The 24,206-nt window shown below is 65.6% G+C and carries 25 protein-coding genes; 15 read left to right on the top strand and 10 right to left on the bottom strand.

Features of this window, described 5'->3' with window-relative positions:
• Positions 1-140 precede the first annotated feature (140 nt).
• The 5 genes from GD628_RS08715 to GD628_RS08735 all read left to right on the top strand — a co-directional run bounded on the left by GD628_RS08715 (position 141) and on the right by GD628_RS08735 (position 4,932).
• Positions 141-905, top strand: coding sequence for a helix-turn-helix transcriptional regulator (locus GD628_RS08715; RefSeq protein ID WP_338083412.1), 765 nt, complete (start codon positions 141-143; stop codon positions 903-905).
• Positions 905-2,377: a Fe-S cluster assembly protein SufB gene (gene sufB / locus GD628_RS08720; RefSeq protein ID WP_091604955.1), complete on the top strand. Its 1,473-nt coding sequence runs from the start codon at positions 905-907 to the stop codon at positions 2,375-2,377. Before GD628_RS08715 ends, sufB begins: the two co-directional genes overlap by 1 nt.
• Positions 2,377-3,732 (top strand): Fe-S cluster assembly protein SufD, encoded by a 1,356-nt coding sequence (gene sufD, locus GD628_RS08725; protein ID WP_152274447.1) that lies wholly within the window; start codon positions 2,377-2,379, stop codon positions 3,730-3,732. Before sufB ends, sufD begins: the two co-directional genes overlap by 1 nt.
• Positions 3,733-3,796: 64 nt before the next feature.
• Positions 3,797-4,567: a Fe-S cluster assembly ATPase SufC gene (sufC, locus tag GD628_RS08730; protein WP_091604949.1), complete on the top strand. Its 771-nt coding sequence runs from the start codon at positions 3,797-3,799 to the stop codon at positions 4,565-4,567.
• Between the two features lie 35 nt (positions 4,568-4,602).
• A complete protein-coding gene (locus tag GD628_RS08735) occupies positions 4,603-4,932 on the top strand; it encodes a metal-sulfur cluster assembly factor (RefSeq protein WP_091604946.1) in 330 nt (109 codons plus the stop codon).
• Between the two features lie 87 nt (positions 4,933-5,019).
• Here GD628_RS08735 and GD628_RS08740 read toward each other — a convergent pair whose 3' ends face one another.
• The 3 genes from GD628_RS08740 to GD628_RS08750 are packed head-to-tail and all read right to left on the bottom strand — an operon-like array spanning position 5,020 to position 7,086.
• Positions 5,020-5,628, bottom strand: a complete 609-nt coding sequence (locus GD628_RS08740; protein ID WP_091604943.1) for an energy-coupling factor transporter transmembrane component T family protein — start codon at positions 5,626-5,628, stop codon at positions 5,020-5,022.
• A 16-nt stretch (positions 5,629-5,644) separates the two neighbouring features.
• Complete coding sequence (locus GD628_RS08745; protein WP_152274448.1) at positions 5,645-6,364, bottom strand: energy-coupling factor ABC transporter ATP-binding protein; 720 nt, start codon at positions 6,362-6,364, stop codon at positions 5,645-5,647.
• Positions 6,361-7,086: a biotin transporter BioY gene (locus GD628_RS08750; RefSeq protein WP_091604937.1), complete on the bottom strand. Its 726-nt coding sequence runs from the start codon at positions 7,084-7,086 to the stop codon at positions 6,361-6,363. The genes GD628_RS08745 and GD628_RS08750 overlap by 4 nt, the downstream gene beginning before the upstream one ends.
• Positions 7,087-7,304: 218 nt before the next feature.
• On the opposite strand from GD628_RS08750, the gene GD628_RS08755 reads away from it, so the two are divergent.
• Positions 7,305-8,903 carry an ABC-F family ATP-binding cassette domain-containing protein gene (locus tag GD628_RS08755; RefSeq protein WP_091604934.1) on the top strand — a complete coding sequence of 533 codons (1,599 nt, stop codon included), beginning with the start codon at positions 7,305-7,307 and terminating at the stop codon, positions 8,901-8,903.
• Between the two features lie 76 nt (positions 8,904-8,979).
• Here GD628_RS08755 and GD628_RS08760 read toward each other — a convergent pair whose 3' ends face one another.
• The 3 genes from GD628_RS08760 to GD628_RS08770 are packed head-to-tail and all read right to left on the bottom strand — an operon-like array spanning position 8,980 to position 10,508.
• A complete protein-coding gene (locus GD628_RS08760; protein WP_152274449.1) occupies positions 8,980-9,858 on the bottom strand; it encodes an SURF1 family cytochrome oxidase biogenesis protein in 879 nt (292 codons plus the stop codon).
• On the bottom strand, positions 9,859-10,116 hold the full coding sequence (locus GD628_RS08765) for a hypothetical protein (RefSeq protein WP_091604928.1): 258 nt from the start codon (positions 10,114-10,116) through the stop codon (positions 9,859-9,861).
• Positions 10,113-10,508: a DUF3099 domain-containing protein gene (locus GD628_RS08770; RefSeq protein WP_226802446.1), complete on the bottom strand. Its 396-nt coding sequence runs from the start codon at positions 10,506-10,508 to the stop codon at positions 10,113-10,115. Before GD628_RS08770 ends, GD628_RS08765 begins: the two co-directional genes overlap by 4 nt.
• Before the next feature lie 145 nt (positions 10,509-10,653).
• Between GD628_RS08770 and fabG the strand changes: the two genes are divergently transcribed.
• Together fabG and GD628_RS08780 are read left to right on the top strand one after the other, a co-directional pair.
• On the top strand, positions 10,654-11,382 hold the full coding sequence (gene fabG, locus GD628_RS08775) for a beta-ketoacyl-ACP reductase (RefSeq protein WP_091604922.1): 729 nt from the start codon (positions 10,654-10,656) through the stop codon (positions 11,380-11,382).
• Between the two features lie 124 nt (positions 11,383-11,506).
• Positions 11,507-12,250, top strand: a complete 744-nt coding sequence (locus tag GD628_RS08780) for an SDR family oxidoreductase (RefSeq protein WP_152274450.1) — start codon at positions 11,507-11,509, stop codon at positions 12,248-12,250.
• Between the two features lie 3 nt (positions 12,251-12,253).
• On the opposite strand, the gene serB is transcribed toward GD628_RS08780, so the two are convergent.
• Positions 12,254-13,168: a phosphoserine phosphatase SerB gene (serB, locus tag GD628_RS08785; protein WP_152274451.1), complete on the bottom strand. Its 915-nt coding sequence runs from the start codon at positions 13,166-13,168 to the stop codon at positions 12,254-12,256.
• 113 nt (positions 13,169-13,281) lie between these two features.
• On the opposite strand from serB, the gene GD628_RS08790 reads away from it, so the two are divergent.
• From GD628_RS08790 to GD628_RS08820, 7 genes are all read left to right on the top strand, one after another.
• Complete coding sequence (locus tag GD628_RS08790) at positions 13,282-14,070, top strand: ABC transporter ATP-binding protein (RefSeq protein ID WP_091604914.1); 789 nt, start codon at positions 13,282-13,284, stop codon at positions 14,068-14,070.
• A gap of 16 nt (positions 14,071-14,086) precedes the next feature.
• Complete coding sequence (locus GD628_RS08795) at positions 14,087-14,887, top strand: sulfite exporter TauE/SafE family protein (protein WP_091604911.1); 801 nt, start codon at positions 14,087-14,089, stop codon at positions 14,885-14,887.
• Positions 14,888-15,694 (top strand): TrmH family RNA methyltransferase, encoded by an 807-nt coding sequence (locus GD628_RS08800; protein ID WP_152274452.1) that lies wholly within the window; start codon positions 14,888-14,890, stop codon positions 15,692-15,694. It begins immediately after the preceding gene.
• An 87-nt stretch (positions 15,695-15,781) separates the two neighbouring features.
• Positions 15,782-16,624, top strand: a complete 843-nt coding sequence (locus tag GD628_RS08805) for a hypothetical protein (protein WP_152274453.1) — start codon at positions 15,782-15,784, stop codon at positions 16,622-16,624.
• A gap of 176 nt (positions 16,625-16,800) precedes the next feature.
• Positions 16,801-17,058, top strand: coding sequence for a type B 50S ribosomal protein L31 (locus GD628_RS08810; RefSeq protein WP_091604901.1), 258 nt, complete (start codon positions 16,801-16,803; stop codon positions 17,056-17,058).
• Positions 17,059-17,177: 119 nt separating this feature from the next.
• A complete protein-coding gene (locus GD628_RS08815; RefSeq protein WP_152274454.1) occupies positions 17,178-18,251 on the top strand; it encodes a lipoate-protein ligase LplAB in 1,074 nt (357 codons plus the stop codon).
• A gap of 43 nt (positions 18,252-18,294) precedes the next feature.
• Positions 18,295-18,627, top strand: a complete 333-nt coding sequence (locus GD628_RS08820; RefSeq protein WP_091604895.1) for a cupin domain-containing protein — start codon at positions 18,295-18,297, stop codon at positions 18,625-18,627.
• Between the two features lie 57 nt (positions 18,628-18,684).
• On the opposite strand, the gene pepN is transcribed toward GD628_RS08820, so the two are convergent.
• The 3 genes from pepN to GD628_RS08835 all read right to left on the bottom strand — a co-directional run bounded on the left by pepN (position 18,685) and on the right by GD628_RS08835 (position 24,100).
• Positions 18,685-21,294: an aminopeptidase N gene (gene pepN / locus GD628_RS08825; protein ID WP_091604891.1), complete on the bottom strand. Its 2,610-nt coding sequence runs from the start codon at positions 21,292-21,294 to the stop codon at positions 18,685-18,687.
• A 4-nt stretch (positions 21,295-21,298) separates the two neighbouring features.
• Positions 21,299-22,849 (bottom strand): hypothetical protein, encoded by a 1,551-nt coding sequence (locus GD628_RS08830; protein WP_152274455.1) that lies wholly within the window; start codon positions 22,847-22,849, stop codon positions 21,299-21,301.
• 243 nt (positions 22,850-23,092) lie between these two features.
• On the bottom strand, positions 23,093-24,100 hold the full coding sequence (locus GD628_RS08835; RefSeq protein ID WP_152274456.1) for a YeiH family protein: 1,008 nt from the start codon (positions 24,098-24,100) through the stop codon (positions 23,093-23,095).
• Between the last annotated feature and the right edge of the window lie 106 nt (positions 24,101-24,206).

The following is a 24,206-nucleotide window of genomic DNA, read 5'->3' on the forward strand; positions in this document are numbered from 1 at the left end:
TTTCCGCCCGCACCGAACGCCCGCCCGGGGCCGGGGGAAGCATCGCCTTAGTAGCCTCGAGGAATGCATTAGGTCATGATTGTGTTGTGTATTCTGTGAAGAGTTCAGAGACGGAGAACCCTCCGGTGGATCAAGGGACGGTGAAACCCGCCCCGCCGGCTGCCGCCAGGGAATCGGAAGAGCGCACCCGGGACCGCGTACTGGGGGCTGTGCTGGAGCACGGTCCGGTAAGCGCCGCAGAACTCGGTGAGCGGCTGGGCTTCACGCCGGCTGCCGTACGCAGGCACCTGGACGCACTGGAGCGGCAGGATCTGATTGAGGTCAAGCGTGTTTCCAGCCCCGGTGCTGGAGCAGGACGGCCGGCCCGCCGCTATGTGGTGAGCCAGCAGGGACAGTCCTACCTCGGCAATGATTACCTGACCATCGCCACCGAGGCACTGCGTGCACTCGGCGCAGCAGCGGGACCCGAAGCCATCGAGGCGTTTGCGGCGGCAAGGTTCAGGAAGATGGAGGAGCGCTACCGTCCGGTGCTCGACGCCGCGGGGCCCTCCCTGGAGGACCGGGCCCAGGCACTCTCGGCCGAACTGACCAAGGACGGCTTCGTAGCGTCCACCACCATGATCGGCACGAGCCGGACACCCAGCACCCTGCTGAGCATCCAGCTGTGCCAGGGGCACTGCCCCATCCAGGCGCTTGCCAGTGCCTACCCCGTCTTCTGTGACAAGGAGACCGAAGTTTTCTCCCGGCTGCTGGGGGTGGACGTCCGCAGGCTGTCCACGCTCTCCCGCGGCGGGCACGTTTGTACGACCCACATCCCAGTGGGCCGTTCGCAGTCTGCGCCTCACCAGCCGGTGGGCTCCGCAACCACCCAGTCCACATCCACTCATCAGCAAGAAAGGCCGTGATGACGGATCAAGTAACCCGGAACGCCGAGGCACCCCAGGTGCCCGACTCCGTGATTTCAGACATCCTGGAAAAGAACCCCGAACTCGAGGGCATTGGCACCTACGAGTACGGCTGGGCCGACTCGGATGTTGCCGGGTCAAACGCCCGCCGCGGCCTCTCCGAAGAGGTTGTCCGCGATATTTCGGCGAAGAAGAACGAGCCGGAATGGATGCTGGACCTGCGCCTCAAGGGGCTCAAGTACTTCGACCGCAAGCCCATGCCCACCTGGGGTGCAGACCTCTCCGGCATCGACTTCGACAACATCAAGTACTTTGTGCGCTCCACCGAGAAGCAGGCCGGTTCCTGGGAGGAGCTTCCCGAGGACATCCGGGAGACCTACGAGAAGCTGGGCATCCCCGAGGCTGAGCGCAACCGCCTCGTGGCCGGCGTTGCCGCGCAGTACGAGTCCGAGGTGGTCTACCACCAGATCCGCGAGGACCTCGAAGCCCAGGGCGTCATCTTCCTGGACACCGACACCGCTCTGAAGGAACACCCGGAGATCTTCCAGGAGTACTTCGGCACCGTCATCCCGGTTGGCGACAACAAGTTCGGCTCGCTGAACACCGCTGTCTGGTCCGGCGGCTCCTTCGTCTACGTGCCCAAGGGCGTCCACGTGGAGATTCCGCTCCAGGCCTACTTCCGTATCAACACGGAAAACATGGGCCAGTTCGAGCGCACGCTGATCATCGCCGATGAGGACTCCTACGTCCACTACATTGAAGGCTGCACCGCGCCGATCTACACGTCGGACTCACTGCACTCCGCCGTCGTGGAAATCATCGTCAAGAAGAACGCCCGCGTCCGGTACACCACGATCCAGAACTGGTCGAACAACGTGTACAACCTGGTGACCAAGCGCGCGATTGCGCATGAAGGCGCCACCATGGAGTGGATCGACGGCAACATCGGTTCCAAGGTCACCATGAAGTACCCGGCTGTCTACCTGGTTGGCGAGCACGCCAAGGGTGAGACCCTGTCCATCGCCTTCGCCGGCGAAGGCCAGCACCAGGACACCGGCTCGAAGATGGTCCACATTGCTCCGAACACCAAGAGCTCCATCATCTCCAAGTCCGTAGCCCGCGGCGGCGGCCGTGCTGCCTACCGCGGCCTGGTCCAGGTCCGTGAAGGCGCGAAGAACTCCGCCAACACCGTTCGCTGTGACGCGCTGCTCGTGGACACCATTTCCCGTTCGGACACCTACCCCTATGTGGATATCCGCGAGGACGACGTGACCATGGGCCACGAAGCCACGGTCTCGCGGGTCAGCGAGGAACAGCTGTTCTACCTGATGTCCCGCGGCCTTCCCGAGGACGAGGCTATGGCGATGATCGTGCGCGGCTTCATCGAGCCGATCGCACGTGAACTGCCGATGGAATACGCCCTTGAACTCAACCGCCTCATCGAACTCCAGATGGAAGGAGCCGTCGGTTAATGTCGAAGCTCAACGACACCGTAGTAAACGCAGCCGAGAACGTCGCTGAAACCGTAGCCGAAAAGGTCAGCAACGCAGTGGAAGGCGTCAAGGCGCGCATCGGGGCTCCCTCGGGAGACCGCCGTGTCCGCATCGACGGGTTCACCGAGGAAGGCGAAAACCTTTCCCCGCTGAACGACGCTTCCCCCGTCCTGGGCGGCGACAGCAGCAAGTCCCACAGCCACGGCGCCGGGGCGGGCATTCCGGACAGCTCCCGTGCCGGGCGCCCCACCTCCTTCAGGCGGGCGGACTTCGGCAAGCTCACCGGCCGTGAAGAGGACTGGCGGTTCACGCCGCTGAAGCGCCTGCGCGGCCTGCACACCCAGGACCTCACCGGCACGGCCCCCGAGGTTGCCGTCGTAGCTCCCGAAGGCATCACCGTGGCGGGAATCGGCCGTGACGATGCACGGATTGGTACCGCCGGCATCCCGGAGGACCTGGTTGCCGCGGCAGCCTGGGAAGCCTTCACCGAAGCAACACTCGTCAGCATCCCGAAGGACACCCAGGCCGACGGCACGGTGACGCTGTCCATCACCGGTGCCGGGACCGAGCCTGCAGCCCAGCACATTGTCATTGAGGCCGGCGCCTTCTCCAAGGCCGTCGTCGTACTGGACCACAAGGGTTCCGCCACGCTGTCCCAGAACGTTGAGATCCTCGTCGGCGACGGCGCTGAACTCACCGTCATCACCGTCCAGGACTGGGACGACGACGCCGTGCACGCCTCCGCCCAGTACGCCCGGATTGGCCGCGACGCCCGCTTCAAGCACGTCGCCGTCAGCCTCGGCGGAGACCTGGTGCGCGTCACCCCGTCCTCGAAGTTCACTGCTCCCGGCGGCGACGTCGAGATGTACGGCCTGTACTACGCCGACGCCGGCCAGCACCTGGAACAGCGCCTGTTCGTTGACCACGCTGTTGCCAACTGCAAGTCCCGCGTGATGTACAAGGGTGCGCTGCAGGGCAAGGACGCGCACACCGTATGGGTTGGCGACGTGCTGATCCGCAAGGAAGCCGAAGGAACCGACACCTACGAGGTGAACCGGAACCTGCTGCTGACCGACGGCGGCCGTGCCGACTCCGTGCCGAACCTCGAAATCGAAACCGGCCTCATTGAAGGTGCCGGCCACGCCAGCGCCACCGGCCGTTTCGACGACGAGCACCTGTTCTACCTGATGGCCCGGGGCATCCCCGAGGACGTTGCCCGCCGCCTTGTGGTGCGCGGCTTCCTGAACGAAATCATCCAGCAGATCAAGGTTCCGGAACTGGAAGAGCGCCTGACCGCCGCCGTCGAGCGTGAGCTCGCCGTCGTCGAGGCCTAGGCCCTTTCTTCCACCCAACCTGCAGACCGCACCGCACGCGTGCAAAGAGAAAGCGAAACTACGCATGTCCACTCTTGAAATCAAGGACCTTCACGTCAGCATTGAGACCGAACAGGGTGTCAAGAAGCAGATCCTGAAGGGTGTCAGCCTGACCATCAACACGGGCGAGACCCACGCCATCATGGGCCCCAACGGCTCCGGCAAGTCCACCCTGGCCTCCACCATCGCAGGCCACCCGCGGTACACCGTTGACAGCGGTTCCATCACCCTGGACGGCGAAGACGTCCTGGAGATGAGCGTTGACGAACGCGCCCGTGCCGGCCTGTTCCTGGCCATGCAGTACCCGGTTGAGGTTCCGGGTGTCACCATGACGAACTTCCTGCGCACCGCCAAGACCGCGATCGACGGCGAAGCACCGTCCCTGCGCCACTGGACCAAGGACGTCAAGAACGCCATGTCCCAGCTGCGCATCGACGCGGACTTTGCCCAGCGCAATGTCAACGAAGGCTTCTCCGGCGGTGAGAAGAAGCGCGTGGAGATCCTGCAGCTCGAGCTCTTCCACCCGAAGTTCGCCATCCTGGACGAGACCGACTCCGGCCTGGACGTTGACGCCCTGAAGGTTGTTTCCGAAGGCGTCAACCGCGAGCACGAGGCCGGCAACATGGGTACCCTGCTGATTACGCACTACACGCGGATCCTGCGCTACATCAAGCCGGACTTCGTGCACGTGTTCGTTGACGGCCGGATCGCCGAACAGGGCGGCCCCGAGCTCGCCGACCGCCTTGAAGAAGAAGGCTACGACCGGTTCACCAAGACCGGCGCAGTCAGCGCCTGAGCACACCAGGCACGCCGGAACACGAGGAGCAGAACATGAGCGACGCCAATCTGGCCCAGACGTCCCTGGAGGACGTCGAAGAGGCACTCAAGGACGTCATTGACCCCGAGCTGGGGGTGAACATCGTTGATTTGGGCCTGCTCTACGGGCTGAAATACGCCGAGGACGGCGCCCTGCTCATCGATATGACCCTGACAACGGCCGCCTGCCCGCTGACCGATGTCCTCGAAGAGCAGACCGCCAAGGCTCTTGACGGCATCGTCGACGACTTCCGGCTGAACTGGGTCTGGATGCCGCCGTGGGGACCTGAAAAGATCACCGACGACGGCCGCGACCAGATGCGGGCCCTCGGCTTCAACATCTAGCCGGACCCGCCTGCAAACGCCGGAAGGGCGGACACCACCTTTGCGTGGCGTCCGCCCTTCCGGCGTTTAATCGGTTTAGACGGCAGCTCAGTCCCGGTCCGGCTCGCCGATGCCGCGAGCCGCCAGCGCATCTCCGGTCTGCTGGGCGTAGGCCACCGCACGAATCACCACCGGAACCGCCAGCGCGCGGGGATTGCGTTCGAGCCCCCGCGCCTTCGCCGAATCCCGGACATCCGCGGACGAACCCAGCAGGTAGGGAACGCTGCGCAGCATCAGGGCCAGCGCCAGCCCGAACCGTTCCGGATCCGCCCCAAGAACACGCAGCGGCCGCACCAGCCCCACCACGCCGTCGAGCAGCCGGGGCATCGGGACAGTCAGGACCAGCAGCCGGGCAGCCAGCACGCAAACGAAAATGTTGCCGATTACCGTGACCGCCGTCCAGGGCCCGGCCTGCCAGAGCTGGAATCCCCCCAGGACCAGCAGGACAGGCCACATCAGCCGCACCGGCAGCAGGAGCTCACGCAGCAGCCCGGCTCCGGCGTAGGCGAGCACGGTCAGCAGCGCGCCGGCGCCCGTTGCCAGCGGATGTGCGGCGGCCAGCATGGCCACCGAGCCCAGGACAACGGCGGCCGACTTCAGCCCCAGCGGCGCCCGGTGGACCAGGCTGCTTCCGGGCCGGTAGGCGCCGAGCTGCATGCTCTTCCTCACCGTCTCACTCCGCCCGCTGCCGGGTTGGTTTCCCGGCAGCAAGCTGCCGGTACGCCGCTATGCATTCTCCGGGCGGTCCGTCCTGCACGATCCGTCCGGCATCCACCACCAGCACCCGGTCCGCGTCTGCTGCAAATTCAAGGTCATGGGTGGTGTAGATGACCTGCTGGGGGAGAGCGGCCAGGATGGTCCGCAGCCGCGCGGTGTTCCGCAGGTCCAGCAGGGTGCTTGGTTCGTCGGCGACGAGGATGGCCGGGTCCGTTGCCAGCACCGCGGCCAGCGCCATCAGCTGCCGTTCACCACCGGAGAGGTCATAGATGCTGCGGTCGGCCAGGCCCAGCAGCCCGAAGCGTTCCAGGGCACGTTCGGCCGCGGCCCTGCGTTCATCGGCGCTGCGGATGCTGCGCCGCAGCGAGAGTTCAACGTCATCGCGCCCCGTGGCCATGACCAGCTGGGAAAGCGGGTCGGTGAACACAAACCCCACCCTCCGCCGCACCAGCGGGCCCCGGCGGGCCGTGTCCGCACCGTCCACGCTGACGCGACCGCTTGTGGGCAGCAGCAGGCCGTTGACCAGGCGCAGGAGGGTGGATTTGCCAGAGCCGTTGGCGCCGATGACCGCTATCCGGGACTCACTCAGGTCCAGGGAGAACGGATGGAGAATGGGCGCGTCTCCGGGATCTGCGTCCGGGGCCCGCACCTCGACGGCGCGGAACTGGACGGTCATGAGCCGTGTGCCTGCTTCGGCCGCGGCTTGGCCGCCGGCGCGAGCTTCGGGAACGCGGCGAAGACGCTGACGGCCACCGCCGCGGCGGCCAGGTTCTTCAGCACGTCGCCGGGCCAGAAGGCAATGTCAGCAGTGAGCGCAGCGGGGAAGGAGAGCTTGGCGTTGAGCATGAGCCCGGCGATTCCCAGCGGATGCACCACCAGGAAGCTGGTGCCCAGCCCCGCAGTGAACAGCACAGCAAACCGCGCCCGCCGGATTCGGCTCAACAGCACACGGACCAGCAGTCCAACCAGCAGCGCAGCCAGCGGAAAGGAGAGCAGGTAGCCGGCCGAGGGCCGGGCGAGGACTCCGATTCCGGAGGTGAAGCCGCTGAAGACGGGCAACCCGGCAAGGCCGGCTGCGACGTAGAGTCCTGCGGCCGCTGCGCCGCGGGCCGGGCCGAGGACCATCCCGGTGAGGATGACCGCCAGTGTCTGCAGCGTGATGGGAACCCCGGCGGCCAGGGGAATGCCGGGGATCAGCGAGAACGCCGCGATGAGCGCCGCAAAGACCGCTATGTAGGAGAGGTCGGCCGCGCCCCAGCGGGGACGGGGAGACCCCCGCCGGCCACCATCGTTTGCGCCGGGTTCGGCCTCCCGGTGGCCGGGCAGGCCGGAAGGCGAGGTACCGGAAAGGGACGTGCCGGAAAGAGACGTGGCAGCGGGATCGGGGTCGGTGGGCATTCAGGCTCGATTCGTCGGGGTCCTACAGAGTGCGTCCTAAGACTCCGGGGAACTGCCCCGGTATTTCCGAGACTAGACCGGCCCCGGCCCCATCTCCTTTGTTGGATTCCTACAATTCTGCTGGAGCCGGTAGACTTGAAAGGCTGCCTTCGCGGATTCCGCGAACTAGACGCGCACAACGCGCCCCCAATCCATTTCCTCCGAAAGGTCCCTCCTTAGTGATTGCCGTATCTGAACTCGAGCTGCGTGCCGGCGCACGCCTGCTCATGGAAGCGGTCTCATTCCGTGTGGACAAGGGAGACAAGATCGGGCTGGTGGGCCGCAACGGCGCCGGCAAGACCACGCTGACCAAGGTCCTGGCCGGCGAGACCCTTCCCGCAGCAGGACATATCAAGCGCACCGGAGACATCGGCTACCTGCCGCAGGATCCACGTACTCCGGACATGGAGCAGCTGGCAAGGGACCGGATCCTCTCCGCCCGCGGCCTGGACAAGGTCCTCACCGAACTGAAGAAGTGCCAGGATGAGATGGCCAGCGGCGACTCGAAGGTCTCCGAGAAGGCCATGAAGCGCTATGACCGGCTCGAAGCGGAGTTCCTGTCCGCCGGCGGTTACGCCGCCGAGTCCGAGGCTGCCACCATCTGTGCGAACCTGGCCCTGCCGGACCGCCTGCTGAACCAGCCGCTGAAAACCCTCTCCGGTGGCCAGCGCCGCCGTGTAGAGCTGGCCAGGATCCTGTACTCGGATGCCGAGACCATGCTGCTCGATGAGCCCACCAACCACCTCGACGCCGATTCAATCGCCTGGCTGCGTGAGTTCCTCAAAAACCACACCGGCGGCCTGATCGTGATCAGCCACGACACCGGGCTGCTCGAGGCGACCGTCAACAAGGTCTTCAGCCTGGACGCCAACCGCGCCACCATCGACATCTACAACATGGACTGGAAGCGCTACAAGATCCAGCGTGAGACGGACGAGCGCGCCCGTAAGCGCGAACGGGCCAACACAGAGAAGAAGGCCGGCGCACTGCTGGCGCAGGCCAACAAGATGAAGGCCCGTGCCTCCGGCGCTTCGGCTGCCCAGAGCATGCTCAAGCGTGTTGACCGGCTGATGAGCGGACTGGACTCGGTGCGCGCCACGGACCGTGTGGCAGCGCTGCGCTTCCCGGATCCCGCACCCTGCGGCAAAACGCCCATGATGGCCGAAGGCCTGAGCAAGAGCTACGGCTCGCTGGAAATCTTCACTGACGTTGACCTTGCCATTGACCGCGGTTCCAAGGTGGTTATCCTGGGCCTGAACGGTGCCGGCAAGACAACGCTGCTGCGCATGCTCGCCGGCGTGGATACCCCTGACACCGGACGCATTATTCCGGGACACGGGCTGAAGATCGGCTATTACGCCCAGGAACACGAAACCCTGGACACCGACCGCACCGTGCTGGAGAACATGCGCTCTGCCGCACCGGACATGGACGACGCAGAGGTGCGCAGCGTGCTCGGTTCCTTCATGTTCAGCGGCGATGACGTGGACAAGCCTGCCGGGGTGCTCTCCGGCGGTGAGAAGACCCGCCTGGCACTGGCCACGATCGTGGCGTCCTCGGCGAACGTGCTGCTCCTGGATGAACCCACCAACAACCTTGACCCGGCTTCCCGCGAGGAGATCCTGGGTGCCCTGAGCAACTACTCCGGTGCTGTCGTCATGGTCAGCCACGATGAAGGCGCCGTGGCGGCCCTGAATCCGGAACGCGTTGTCCTCCTGCCCGACGGCGACGAGGACCACTGGAACGAGGGTTACCTGGAACTCGTCACGCTGGCCTAGCCAGGACCGGGACGCGGAAAGGCCGCCGCCCTCCATGGGGACGGCGGCCTTTCCGCTTTCCAGGCAATGCCGAAACCTAGTAACCCTGGGCGTCCAGGATGGCGTCTTCCTCTTCCTCGCCCGTGGTTCCGCGGCGCCTGCGGACGGGCCGGGTGCGGCGCGGGGCCGGAGCCGCCGAGTGGACCTCATCCTCGTCGTCGAAGTCGTCCGCGTCTTCCTCGCCGGCTTCGATGATGTTCCACGCTTCCTGCCGTGCCGCGTACCCAAACCCGACAAAGAAGAGCAGGCCAAAGGCATACCACTGCAGGGCATAGGAGAGGTGCGGCCCCTCATCCAGCGCGGGTTTGGGAGATGCCTCGGGCCGGTCGGCGGGTGCAGGGTCCTCCGAGGACATCAGCCCGTATGCAGCCTGCTCCAGCGGGTACCCGGTCTGATCCTGGTAGGTGGCGAGGTCGATTGAGGCCAGCTGGCCCTCCGGTGCACCGCGAAGCAGGGTGGGCTCGGCCGGCTTGATCCGGGCGACGACGCTGACCTCGCCCTCCGGTGCTGCCGGCACCTCATCCGGCCAGCCTGCCTCATTGTTGCCGATAGCCAGCCAGCCGCGGTTGATGACGACGGCGGTGCCGTCCTGCAGCTTCAGCGGCACCAGCACCTCGTAGCCGGGGCGTCCGTTCAACGGGCGGTTGCGGACAATCCGCTGGTTGGCCGTGTCATAGGTGCCCGTCAGCTGGACCGGCAGCCATTCCGCTGACGGATCGAATTCCTCGAAGTAGCCGGCTGCCTCCTCGAAGGGGACGGGATCTGCCGAGTAGTTCGTTTCAACCCAGCCAATGTCTTCCCGGACAGCGTTGCGGCGGTCGAGCTGCCACGTGCCCAGGAACGCGCAGACAGCCGCCAGCGCACATACCAGGGCGAACCAGCCCAGCCACCGGCTGGAAAGGAGGAACTTGTACATCTACTGGGTGTCGCTTTCGGTTCCGGCGCTGCCGGCAAGGGGCAGCGTTTCCTTCCACAGGGAGCGGACCTGGAGATACTCTTCGAGCCAGCCACGGTGGTCGCCGCAGGCCAGCCAGATCTTCCGCCGTTCAGGTGTGTGGATTTTGGGGTTGTTCCACAGCAGCTGCCACTCGGCGTCCACACGGCATCCCTTGCGGGAACACCGAGCACGGTCTTCTGCGCCGGCACCGCCGGATAACTGGTCAAGCAGGTTCATGCGTTCGGTGCCTGGGTTCCTTGGCCGGATGGGCCGTCGTCGTCAATAATTTCACCGCTGAGTACCGTGGTGTCCGGGGAGTCCGGAGCGTCAGAGACATGGGCTTCGAGCTGCTGCGGGGCGGCGGCCTCGTAAGGGGAGTCTCCGCCAATGTTGCTGCTGTCGCTGCCGCCGTTGGCAATCACGACGGCGAACCAGGGCAGCACGACGGCTCCCACCACCACCACCCACAGCATCCAGCCGTGGACAAAGAACAGCAGGAACAGACACACCATGCGGATGCTCATGGACACCGTGTATTTGACCATGCGCGCGTGCATCTCATCGGTATGCGCGGAACGGGCGTCCGTAATCCGCGGGATGCGGGCACCGCGGCGGGTTAGCTTACTCATCCCTGGTTCATCGCAGAATCGTCACTTGGTTATCACTCTCCAAACAGGTTTCCCCATTGTCTCACTGCTGCCGGGGAACTTGTAGTTGCCTTCGGCGCCGATAGGATCGGAGCTGATGCCCCGCACCCACACGTAAGGATTTCTTGTGCAGAACGATTCCCAGTCCCAGGCCGGCCGCAGCGTCCTCGTCACCGGCGGAAACCGCGGCATTGGCCTGGCCATCGCCAAGGCGTTCCTCGAAGCGGGGGACAAGGTTGCCATCACCTACCGCAGCGGAGACGTTCCCGAAGGGATGCTCGGCGTCAAGGCCGACGTCACGGACATGGCCTCCGTCGATGCCGCGTTCACCGAGGTTGAAGCCGCGCACGGCCCCGTTGAGGTGCTGGTGGCCAATGCCGGAATCACCCGGGACACCCTCCTGCTGCGCATGAGCGAAGACGACTTCACGGACGTGGTGGACACCAACCTGACCGGAGCCTTCCGGGTGGTCAAGCGCGCTTCCAAGGGCATGCTGAAGCTCCGCCGCGGCCGGGTAGTGCTGATCTCCTCGGTTGTGGGCCTCTACGGTTCGCCGGGTCAGGTCAACTACGCCGCCTCGAAGGCAGGCCTGGTGGGCATTGCCCGCTCCCTGACCCGTGAGCTTGGCTCCCGGAACATTACGGCCAACGTTGTTGCACCGGGGTTCATCGACACCGACATGACCCGGGCACTGCCGGAAGACACCCAGAAGAACTACCTGTCCTCGATTCCCGCCGGCCGTTTCGCGGAGCCGGAAGAAGTCGCGGCAGTGGTCCGCTGGATCGCCGGTCCGGAAGCCGGCTACATTTCCGGTGCCGTCATCCCCGTGGACGGCGGACTCGGAATGGGACACTAACCCGCCCGCTAAAGGGTAATCCTTGGAGGTTTCCACCAAGGCTGCGGCCGATACCGGCTGGCAGGATGGGATGCAGAGAGCATTTCTTTAGCCATTTCGCACAAAGTTCCACAAAGGAGTTCTTATGGGCCAGCTCGAGCACAAAGCGGCAATCGTCACCGGATCATCCCGGGGCATCGGCGCAGAAGTCGCAAAACTGCTCGCCGCCGAGGGGGCCGGCGTCGTCGTCAATTACCGCCAGAAGGCGCCCCGCGCCAACAAAGTGGTGTCCGGCATCGAGGCGGACGGGGGCCGGGCTGTTGCCGTAGGCGCAGACCTCACGTCCCCCGAAGGCCCCGCAGCACTCGTTGACGCTGCCCTGGAGTCCTTCGGCAGCCTGGACGTGCTGGTCCTGAACGCATCCGGCGGAATGGAAACCGGTGTGGAGGAGGATTACGCGCTCAAGCTCAACCGGGATGCCCAGGTCAACATGCTCACCGCAGCAGCTGCCCGGATGAAGCCGGGCTCCCGGGTGGTCTTCGTGACCAGCCACCAGGCCCACTTCATCAATACGGTTCCCACCATGCCGGAGTACGAGCCCGTTGCCCGCAGCAAGCGCGCCGGCGAGGACGCCCTGCGTGCCCGCATCCCGGAGCTGGAGGAAAAGGGCATCACCCTCGTAGTGGTTTCCGGGGACATGATTGAGGGGACCGTCACCGCCACCCTGCTGGACCGGGCCAACCCGGGCGCCATCGAGGCACGGCGCGAAGAAGCCGGCCGGCTCTACTCCGTGGAGGAGTTTGCCGCCGAGGTGGCCCGCATGGCCCTCGCAGACGTGCCCACCGGGCACACCGAGTACGTCGGGGGAGCAGACTACCTCAGCGCGTAATTCCTAAAGCTTCACGAAGTGCTGAACCACGTCCAGGCTGGGCAGGTTCAGCACTGCATCCGCGGCGGCCTGCACTGCCGGCTTGGCATTGAATGCCACGCCCAGTGCGGCCGCCGCCAGCATGTCCAGGTCATTCGCGCCGTCGCCCACCGCAATGGTCTGGTCCAGCCGGATATCCAGTTCGCCTGCCCATTCGCGCAGCGACCGTGCCTTGACCGCCCGGTCCACCACCTCGCCCGTCACCGTCCCGGTGAGCAGGCCATCCTCCACACCCAGCTCATTGGCGCGGGCAAACGTCAGTTCCAGCGCTGATGCCAGGGGAGCCAGAACCTGGTTGAACCCGCCGGACACCACCGCCACTGCGTGCCCTGCCGAGAGGAACGCCTTCACCAGTTCCTCCGCACCGTCGGAAAGTTCGATCCGGGTTCCAACCTCCGCGATGACGGACTCGGGGAGTCCTGCCAGCGTTTTCACCCGGGCGTGGAGGCTCTGCGCAAAATCAAGTTCGCCGCGCATGGCCGCTTCCGTCACGGCAGCTACCTCTGCCTCACGGCCGGCGTGCGCCGCGAGAAGTTCAATGACTTCCTGCTTGATCAGCGTCGAATCCACGTCCATGACGAGCAGCTTGCGCCCCGGCTCCACCAGGGACGCGGGCACGACGGCGCTCTGGGCCGGTGCCGCACCGCCGTCCAGCGCCGCCCTGGCAGCTGCCGCGACGGCAGAGCGCAGGGAGTCAAGGCCGCCGTCGTAGGTTACGAACAGTTTCGAGACCACATAGCCGTTCCCGCGGGCGTTCTCCAGCTCGACGATGTGCGCACCGGTCCCGGCAACGGCCTGCTGGACCTTCCCGAGGTACGCGTCAGCGAGTTCGCGTCCGTAGCTGACAACGCTGTATTCCGGGAAGGATTCAGGGGACATGCGTGGATTCCGATCTTCGTGCGGTGTGGGCGGCCGGTCTGGACACAGCCTGCGGATATGCGGCGGCGTCGCGTTTCGCCAACGCGCCTTTCTTTAGCCTAGTGTCTACTGCTATGAGTGATGTTCTTGAATTTGCCGGGGTAAGCGTCGTCCGGGGCGGAAAAACCCTCTTGGACGGCGTGAACTGGCAGGTGAGGGAAGGTGAACGCTGGGTCATCATGGGACCCAACGGTGCCGGAAAGACCACACTGCTGCAGATTGCCGGGGGCAGGATGCACCCGACCCGCGGTATGGCGGGAATCCTGGAAGAGATCCTCGGCGCCGTTGACGTCTTTGAGCTGCGTCCGCGCATCGGGCTGGCCTCGGCCGCCCTCGCCAACCAGATTCCGGAACATGAGACTGTCCTCAATGTCGTCCTGACTGCCGCGTACGGCATGACCGGCCGCTGGCGCGAGAAGTACGACAAGCTCGATGAGCGCCGTGCCTTCAGGCTCCTGCACGACTGGGGCATGTCCACGTACATCAACCGCAAGTTCGCCTCGCTGAGCGAGGGTGAACGCAAGCGCGTCCAGATTGCCCGCGCCCTGATGACTGACCCCGAGCTGCTGCTCCTGGACGAGCCGGCAGCAGGTCTTGACCTGGCCGGCCGTGAGGACCTGGTCCAGCGCCTGGCCAACCTGGCTGCAGACGAAGACGCCCCCGCGATCGTGCTGGTGACCCATCACCTGGAGGAAGTGCCTCCGGGCTTTACCCACGCCCTGCTGATGCGTGACGGAACCGTTGTTGCTTCCGGGCCGGTCGACACGGTGTTCACCGAGGAGCACCTGAGCACTGCCTTCGACCTGCCGCTGGCCGTCCAGCGTGACGACGCAGGCCGCTACACCGCCACCGCGCGCCGCTAGCAGAGCGTCCGCCTGCATGTTCCTGTCTTCGGCGGGGTGGCTCCATGACGCCCTGATTCTCTTTGCCGGCCTCTGGGCCGGAACAATCAACGCAGTTGTTGGTTCAGGCACCCTGGTGACCTTTCCGGTGCTCGTGGCCCTGGGGTATGCCCCGGTTGCGGCCACCATCAGCAATGCCATGGGACTGATTGCCGGCAACGTGGCCGGTTCATGGGGTTACCGGCGCGAGCTTGCCGGTCTCGGCGGAACGCTGCTGAGGCTGCTGCCTGCGTCGATCCTCGGCGGCATCACCGGGGCGTGGCTGCTGCTGCACCTGCCAGAGGAAGTCTTTGGTACGATTGCGCCCTTCCTCATTGTGGTGGCGCTCCTGTTCGTCATATTCCAGCCGAGGCTCCAGTCCTGGGCCCGGGAACGGGCGGCACGCAGGGTGCAGCCCGGCGACGTCGCAGAGGGACCCGGCCGCCCCTCCTGGCAGCTGACAGTGCTCGTTTTCCTGGCCGGCATCTACGGCGGATACTTTGTTGCCGCGCAGGGCATCCTCCTCGTGGGCATCCTGGGAATCTTCCTCCACGGGACACTGCAGAACGCGAACGCGGTCAAGAACGTCCTGGTGCTGGGGGTCAACGTGGTGGCTGCCTCGTCCTACCTGCTTTTCGCCTTCGACCGCATTATCTGGCCTGTGGTCGCGTTGATTGCGGTCGGTTCGCTGATCGGCGGCTTTGTGGGTGCGGCGGTGGGCCGGCGGCTGCCTCCGGTGGCCCTGCGCGCCGTGATCGTGCTCCTCGGCCTGACAGCCCTCTGGTTTATGGTTTTCTAAGTGAGCCTCATCCATCTTGAATCCGCCGAGGACCCCCGCGTCTCGGACTACACCCGGCTGACGGACACGTCCCTGCGCCGCCTGCGCGAGCCGGCCGAGGGTATGTACATTGCCGAATCGTCAAAAGTCCTGCGCCGGGCGGTCGAGGCCGGGCACATACCCAGGTCCTTCTTCCTGGCCGAAAAATGGCTGCCGGACCTGCAGGACATCCTGGAACGGTTCCCGGAGGTGCCCGCCTACGTAGGCACTCCGGACATCCTTGAGGCCATCACCGGGTTCCACCTGCACCGCGGGGCACTGGCAGCCATGCAGCGCCCGGCGCCCCTGGAACTCGCCGGCATACTGGCGAACGCCCAGCGGATCGCCATCCTTGAAGACATCGTGGACCACACCAACATCGGGGCGATCTTCCGGTCGGCAGCCGCGCTCGGCGTCGACGCCGTCCTGGTAAGCCCGCAGTGCGCCGACCCGCTGTACCGTCGGGCAATCCGGGTCAGCATGGGAACCGTGTTCCAGGTGCCGTGGCTAAGGCTCGGGTCCTGGCCCGGTGCCCTTGCAGACCTCCGGACGGCGGGATTCACCACGGCAGCGCTTGCCCTGGAAGAGGATTCGCTGACCCTGGAGGAACTCGGTGCCCGCAGGTACGAGAAGCTGGCGTTGATCCTCGGCACCGAGGGCGATGGCCTGTCCCGCAGCACCCTGGCTGAAGTCGATCTGACGGTCCGGATTCCCATGCAGCGCGGAGTCGACTCGCTCAACGTTGCCGCAGCGTCCGCAGTGGCTTTTTGGGAGTGCCGCATTTCCTAGCCGTCCCACGCTTATATCCGGAGCTTGTTGGTGTCACACTTGCCGTGCACGAGGCGCTTTTGACACTTTCGAGCACAGGGACAGTCCATGCCAGCACACAAGCCCGGCTACCGGCGCATCGCTGCGCTGTGCCTGGTCTCAGCACTGCTGCCCGCCTTGGCAGCCTGCGGCCCAACCGCGGAACAGATGACAGCGCGGACACAGGACGCGGTTTCGAAGCCGCCGTCCCCCGATCCGGTACCGCAGCCGGCGAAGGCGCGCACTGCGGAACCCGAGCCCACGGTCACCCCTGAGCCCCTGGACGTGACGGTGAGCGGCGCCCAGGCCGGCATGGCGGAAAGTGTCCAGGACGCGTGCCAGTTCCTGCTTCGCGAAAACTCCGGCGAATTCAACGGGGCCGCGGACTGCGTCGCCGCAGCCATGGAAGCCGGAATCGGCGCTGAACAGCAGGTCAGCACCACGGCGAGTTGGCTTCCGCCGGGAACATACACCATGCAGTTCCGCACTGCGCCGGAGTTCGCCATGGAACTTCGAAGAACTGACGGTGACCTTAGCATCTCCGTATCCGAAGCCGGCCGGACGCTGCGTACCGGAGAGGCCGTAGCCAACGCAGATCCGTCCGGCGGCGCTGAGGAAGCCTATGCCGCAGTGCTGGCCGACGCCGCAGAGTTGACCGCCAACCCGGACCGGCTCCGGTCCCTGATGCAGACTGCCGCAACAGTGCGCGCCGAGTACGGAGTCGAATACCTCGGCACTGCTGCGACCCGTCTCACCGCCGTCATTGAACCCGAGAATCCCGGCGACTTTGCCGGTTCGGTCGTCCTGACCCTCGATGAGCTGTACCGGCCGCTGCTCATCGACTACTCCGGGACCACACGAGGGATCAGCACGTCGATCAGGGCTGACATCACGGGCTGGGGAAGCGGGTGAGACCTGGGCTAGGCTGGCAGTGCAGGTGGTCCCATGAGTCCTGCACGGCGGTTCGTGCGCCCCTTTTGCGCATCAGTGCCGTCCTTGCGCTAAGATTGATTGTTGGCCAATTGGCCAGAAGAGCTTTGAACCCCATTGTGCCTGGCAAAATCCAGTCACCTAGAGAAGGTATTACTGTGAAGTCTGACATCCACCCCTCGTACGCGCCGGTTGTCTTCCGTGACCTTGCGTCCGACACCGCGTTCCTGACCAACTCCACGGCGACGTCCTCCAAGACGATCGAGTGGGAAGACGGCAACACCTACCCGCTGATCGAGGTGGAAATCTCCTCCGCATCGCACCCGTTCTACACGGGCAAGCAGCGCATCATGGACTCCGCCGGCCGTGTGGAGCGCTTCAACGCCCGCTTCAAGGGCTTTGGCGGCAAGAAGTAGCCTTAGCTTTACAGCCTTAGAATTGAAAGGTCCGTTCGGAATGTTCCGGACGGACCTTTCGTTTACGTCCACACCCGGCGCGATGGGCCGAGGGTAAGAGTTCTTCCAGGAGGATCAGCATGAGTGAAGCACACGACGGCAGCCGGCACGGGGAATACAAGGTTCCCGGCGGCAAACTGGTCGTGGTGGACCTCGACGTGAAAAACGGTGTCCTGGACACCGTCTCCCTCAGCGGAGACTTCTTCCTCGAACCCGATGATGCACTGGATGAAATCAATGCAGCCCTGACCGGCCTTTCCGCAGAGAGCAGCGCAGAGCAGATCGCCGACGCCGTCCGGTCCCGGCTGCGCCCCGATGCGGTACTTTTCGGTTTTTCCCCGGAAGCGGTCGCCATCACTGTCCGGCGTGCGCTGGCCAAGGCCACCAGCTGGGGCGACCACGAATGGGAGATCATCCCGCCCACTGCGCTCTCTACGCACATGCATGTGGCCATGGATGAAGTCCTGGCGGAGGAAGTCGCGGCCGGACGACGCAACCCGACCCTTCGCTTCTGGGAATGGGAATCTCCCTCCGTGGTGATCGGCAGTTTCCAGTCCCTGCGCAACGAGGTGGATCCGGAAGGCGCCGAACGGCACGGCGTGACGGTTGTCCGCCGGATCAGCGGCGGCGGTGCGATGTTCATGGAGCACGGCAACGCCATTACGTATTCGCTTTACGTCCCGCAGTCCCTCGTCGACGGATTGAGCTTCGCCGATTCGTATCCGTTCCTTGACGCCTGGGTCATGGAATCCCTGGAACGCCTGGGCATCAAAGCCTGGTACCAGCCGCTCAATGACATCGCGACGGACCAGGGCAAGATCGGCGGCGCAGCGCAGAAGCGCCTCAGTTCCGGTGCCATGCTGCACCACGTCACCATGTCCTATGACATCGACGCGGACAAGATGGTTCAGGTGCTGCGCATCGGCAAGGAGAAGCTCTCCGACAAGGGGACCCGCAGCGCCAAGAAGCGAGTGGATCCGCTGCGCCGGCAGACCGGGCTGAGCCGGGAGGAGATCCTGGACACCATGATGCAGACCTTCGCCGCACGCTACGGCGCCCGGACCACGGGCATTTCCGACGCCGAGATGGAGCGTGCCGCGGAAAAGGTTGCCGCCAAGTTCGATACTCCGGAGTGGATCAACCGGGTCCCGTAGTTCGCGCTACCTATCGGCCCTGCCGGCATCTAGACTTCCCGGCATGGAGAAGAAGTCGCTGACGGCACTGGTGCGCAACCATTTGGAGACAGCCAGGGAGGCGTCCTCCGGCAGGAGTGCGGCGACGGTCTACGGCGGTCACGAGCACGTGATGCGCCAGACCGTTATCGCCCTTGCCGCCGGGTTCAGCCTGGATGAACATGACAACCCCGGCGAAGCTACCATCACTGTGCTCAAGGGGCGCATTACCCTGTTTTCCGAAGGCGAAAGCTGGGAAGGCTCCGCCGGCGACCACCTGATCGTGCCGCAGGCCCGGCATGCCGTCAACGCCGTCGAGGACTCGGCCTTCCTGCTCAGCGTGGCCAAACGGCGTTAGCCCGCCGCTTGCTGTCCCGGCCGGTGCACTAACCGGAGCGCTGACGCCGCGAGCTGCCTAGCGGGCGGCAGCCTGAGCACGCAGGGCACGGAGCAGCTGGTCCTGTGCTTCAAGAATGATCCTGCGCAGCGCCGCCGGAGCAGCGGGGTTGGATTCGAGCCATTCCTGGCTTCGCTGCAGGACCGGATGGTCTGCCGGCACCATATGCGGAGCGAGGTCCTGTGCGGACGGGTAGAGCCCGGCAACCACGCGCGAGGCGATCTCTATGCTGCGGCTGGACCAGACGGTCTCCAGGGCGGCGAAGTACCGGGGAATGAAAGCGTCCAGGAGCTCATGGCGTCCGAGGTTGAACCCCTCGATAGTGGCGGAGAGCAGCTCGTTGGACAGGTCCGCTGTGTTCACGGCGGCCGCCCAGGCAGCAGCCTTAACTCCGGGGTCCGGCAGGGCTGCGGCAGCGACCGTGTAGCCCACCCTTCCGGCAGCCGTATTGTCGGCTTTCAGTTCGGCCTTGAGCTCCTCCATGCCTGCGGAACCTGTGCCGGCCAGCGCCTGCCACAGACGCCAGCGCAGGTCGGAATCGACCGTGAGTCCCGGGTAGCTGACGCTGCCGGAGAGCAGTCCGCGCAGGAGTTCGTTGTGGCTGGTGCTGTGCCTGCCCAGCGCTGCTGCGGCCCGGGCCAGGATCAGCTGGCTGTCGCTTGCGGCCGGCGCATCGGCGAGCTGGTCCGTGACAGCCGTGAAGAGCTGTTCCCTCAGCGCGTCCCGGATCTCCTCCGGAGCGTAACGCTCAACGGCGGTACGTGCGTTATCAAGCAGCACCTGCTTCACCCCGGCACCGGGCTCGGACGGGGCGGTCCGGATGACCAGGCGCAGATAGTCCCTGGCGGAGAGGACGCCGTCGCGCACGCTGTTCCAGAGCGCGGACAGGCAGATCGCGCGGGCCAGCGGATCACGCAGTCGGGGAAGGAACTCGAGCAGCGTGGCCAGGGACGCGGGATCGAAGCGGATCTTCGCGTAGGTCAGGTCGCCGTCGTTCGGCAGCAGCAGCGCCGGCGCGGGTTTGCCCGCAAGTTCCGGGACCTCCGTGCGGCGGCCGGCGACGTCGATTTCCACCGATCCGGTGCGTACCAGCCAGCCGTCGGCGTCGAATTCGTAGGAGCCCAGGCGAATCCGGTGCGGCCTCGGCATCTGCTCCCCGCTGACCGGGTCCGGTGCATCCTGCAGTACGGCGACGGAGCCATAGGTGCCGTCTGCCGCGGTTTCGGCATCGATGGACAGGACGGGCACTCCGGCGGTCTGCAGCCACATCCGGGACCACTCGCTCATGTCCCGGCCGGACGCGGAGCCGAGGACTTCCAGCAGGTCCGCGAGCGTGGTGTTGCCCCACGCGTGCCGTGCGAAGTAGGTGCGTGAGGCGTCAATGAACGCGTCGAAACCGACGTACGCCACCAGCTGCTTGAGCACCGATGCACCCTTGGCGTAGGTGATGCCGTCGAAGTTCTGCTTGGCAGCCTCGAGGTTGGGGATGTCCGCCACGATGGGGTGCGTGGTGGGCAGCTGGTCCTGCACATAGGCCCAGGCCTTGCGGCGGTTGGCGAAGCTGACCCATGAATTGGTCCAGTCCGTGGCTTCATCCACCGCCAGTGCCCCCATGTAGTCCGCGAAGGACTCCTTCAGCCACAGGTCATCCCACCAGCGCATGGTCACCAGGTCCCCGAACCACATGTGCGCCATCTCGTGCATAATGGTGTTCGCCCGCGCCTCGTACTGCGCTTCTGTGGCTTTGGTCCGGAACACGTAGGCCTCGGTGAACGTCACCAGGCCGGGGTTCTCCATGGCGCCGAGGTTGTACTCGGGCACGAACGCCTGGTCATACTTACCGAAGGGGTAAGGGTAGGCGAAGAGCTCGTGGAAGTATTCAAGTCCCCGTTTGGTGGTGTCGAAGATCGCGTCGGCGTCGAAATGTTCCGCGAGGGAGGCACGGCAGTAGGCACCGAGCGGGACCACGAGCTGGTCACCGCCGGGCAGCCCGACGGTCCACGAGTCCTCTGCCTTGAAGTACGGTCCTGCCAGGACACAGGTGATGTAGGTGGAGATCCGCGGAGTGGGAGCGAAGTCCCGGCGGCTGAGGTCGCCACCTACCGGTGTGCGTGCCGTCTCTGGTGAATTGGACACAACTTCCCAGCCCGCCGGGGCAGTGACGTGGAAGGTGAAGGACGCCTTGAGGTCCGGCTGCTCGAAGTTGGCGAACACCCGCCGGGAATCGGCCGGCTCATACTGGGTGTAGAGGTAAGTGCGCCCGTCCGCTGGATCGGTAAAGCGGTGCATGCCCTCCCCGCTGCGGCTGTACAGCGCAGTGCCTTCCACGCTGACCACGTTGGTCCCGGTCACCAGGTTGTGGAGCATGATCCGTGAACCGCTGACCGTCTCTGCCGGGTCATACGCTTTCCCATTGACGACGACGGCGTCCACACCGCCGTGAATGAAGTCCAGGAACGTCGAAGCTCCCGCTACGGCGCAGTCGAACGTGATGGTACTCCGCGACCGGAATCCCGCAACGGTGGGATCGGCGGCGTCACCGAGGTCAAGTTCAACGTCGTAGGAGTCAACTCGCAGGAGGGTGGAACGGGCGGCTGCTTCATCGCGGCTGAGGTTTTCGTTAGGCACCAGTTCATTCAACCACCTCAGCGGTTGATGAGGGAGGCGGCGTGTCCCGTCGGTGCCTCGGCCAGGACAGCCGCCGGCTCCGCGGACAACCGCCGGCAGCTGCCAGCCGCTGCAGGGACAGGCTGCCCAGCACGATGAAGAACGGAACGTAGAGGTACAGGAACCGTGCCCTGCCCTCGGAGAGCAGCAGGAACACGAAGAGGCCCAGCAGCGCAACGCGGGCCGTTGCGACCGCCCGCGAATCAAAGGGCGGCCCGCGCAGGAACAAGCCCGCTCCGCACAGGACCAGCAGCAGGAACCAGGTTCCCTGCCACAGGTTAAGGAGCAGTTCGAAGCCGGGGCGTTCCGGGCCGAAGAAGTCCTGGATGCTTCGGCTGAGGGGATCATCCGCGATGAAGCTGTCAGCCGTCATCCGGCCTTCACCCCAGGCGAAGAAGGACCCGTCACCTGTCATCCAGCGAAGCTTGGCGTTGAGGAATCCTGCGTAGCCCGCCGGGCCGCGTTCGCCCACGCGGTCGAGATAGACCTGAAGCGCCGCATCGAAGCGTTCCTGCGGCTCGGCAACCGCAAGCGTGGTGCTTCTGTCTTCCTCGTTGTACGCACCGTAATAGTTCCCGTGCGGGCCCGGATACTGCTGGACCCCCACCTTCAGGAAGTGCGTCACAGGAAGGGCGTACTCATCCGCGGAGACACCTTCAGCAGGGACCCCGGAGCTGCGCACCCACGCACCAATGCCGGCGTGCACCCCGGCAAAGGCGGCTGCAGCCGTGGTTGCGGACAGCAGGGCGAGGGCGAGGTCCCTCCGCCACGCGGCCCGGCGCACCGAAAACAGGATCACCACCGACGCGGCCACCAGGACAATCAACGCAGTGGGTTTGATTCCGTAGCCCACCGCGGACACTGCTCCCGCGGCCGCCCACAGCAGCAGCCGGGCAGGCAGCCGGCACCTGGCTGCCCCGAGCAGGAGGCAGAACACAAGGATGGTGAAAGGGAGCGCCGCAACGTCGGAGTAGAAAACCGTCAGCCAGGGGGAGAGCACTATCAGGAACACCGAGGGAACCAGTGTCAGCCTGGCCGCACGCCGCCCGCCGAGAAGCCATGTCGCGGTGTACGTGAGCACCATGCCGGCGAAGAGCAGCGCCGCCCCCAGGTAGGCCGTTGACTGCCTGAGGTCCGGGGAACCGAGTGCCTCCGCCGCTCCCAGATAACGGCTCAGCAGCAGCATCAGGAGGAGGTTGTTGGGATTGACCTGAAAGTAGGCGCGGTCCACGGCTTCCGGCACCCCCTGGTCTGCAAGCCCGTACGCCGAATAGAAGACGGCAGCCGCGTCCCAGTCCGGAGGCAGCCGTACTGCATCGGCCAGCCTGGCCAGCACGGCAAAGACGGCGCCCCAGCCAAGCACGGAGCCAAACCCCTGTACCCACCGCACCCGCACCCACTGGTCGAACCGGTCCAAAAGCCATGCAAAAAAGAGCGTCATTCCCAGAACCAGGACGCCCAGCAGCGCTGCCGCCCAGGTCTCGTAGCGTGAAAAACCGTAAGAAGGGAGGACCACATTTGAAACGAGGAGCCAGAGAACCAGCGCGCACCAGAAACCGCCGGCCAACCGGGGCAGCAGCCCGGCCCTTTTCCTAACCTGCTGGAACCGGCCCCGGTCAGGTGCCAGGGTCGCTGGAACAACAGCGCGAGCCATACCGCCCCCTTGTGGTCCACCGCCGGGTGCCGGACGGTCTGAGACTATTCGGACCCCAGCGGCCCGGCAACGGGTAAGGCTGCCGGCATGGACCGGGCACGGTGATTACGCAGGAACCAGCAGCACTGCGAGGCCGAGGGCGGCAGCCACGATGATGGCCCAGGACACCAGGGACGCAGCAGCGGCCCGGCCGCCGGTGCGGGCAAGGCTGCGCAGGTTCACTGATGCGCCCAGCCCGAAGAGTGCCGCGGCGAAGAGCAGTTCCTGAGCCAGCGCCGCGGCGTCGAGCATGCCGGCCGGAAGCAGCCCGGTGGTCCTCAGCGCTACAGCGGCGACGAAACCGGCCACGAACAGCGGCACCAACGGGGGGAACTTTCCTGCACTTGTTCCGGCGGTCCGGCGGTGATGCAGGCCGGCGAGGGCACTGACCGGCGCCAGCATCAGCACGCGCACGAGCTTAACGACGACGGCGAGCGCCAGTGCGGCTGCGCCGCCGGTCTGGGCGGTGGCCACCACCTGTCCCACGTCGTGGACGGACGCGCCGGCCAGGAACCCGAACCGTTCCGGTGACAGACCCAGTACCGCACCGAGCAGCGGCAGCACGGCAATGGCCAGCGTGCCGCACAGGGTCACCATGGCCGCCGGGACCGCGGTCCGTTCGGCCCGGATTCCCCTCGCGGCGGCAACGGCACCAACCGCGGAGACCCCGCAGATTGAAAACCCCGCAGCCACCAGGACGGGTTCTTCCCCGGGAAGCCGGAAGGCACGGCACACCAGGTACGTGGCACCGAAGGAAAACGCCACCAGGGCAATGATCAGGGCCACGGTAAGCCAGCCCAGTTCAGCGATGTCCAGCAGGGAGACTTTCAGCCCCAGCAGCACGATGCCAAGCCGCAGGAAATTCTTCGCCGAGAACGCCAGCCCGGGACGCCAGCGGCCCGCTGCAACCGCTGCCGGACCAGGTACGTTTCCTGCGAGCAGACCCAGGAGGACGGCGGCGGTCAGAACCGGAACTGCCGGGAACATCCGGTGCAGAAGCAGGCAGAGCACGACGGCGGCGGCTGCGGCGGCGAGGCCGGGGAGGCTGGCTCGGAGGGCGTTGGGCGCTGGCATTCTCCAACCTTGTCCGAGAACGCGCCGCGGCACCAACTCCTAGCTGCGCCATTACCCCTCCGGCACCCCGTTGGTAGACTGAACCGGACCAGTTGGCGAGCCGAGC

The sequence above is a fragment of the Arthrobacter koreensis genome (genome assembly GCF_009193255.1).
GTDB lineage: Bacteria > Actinomycetota > Actinomycetes > Actinomycetales > Micrococcaceae > Arthrobacter_B > Arthrobacter_B koreensis.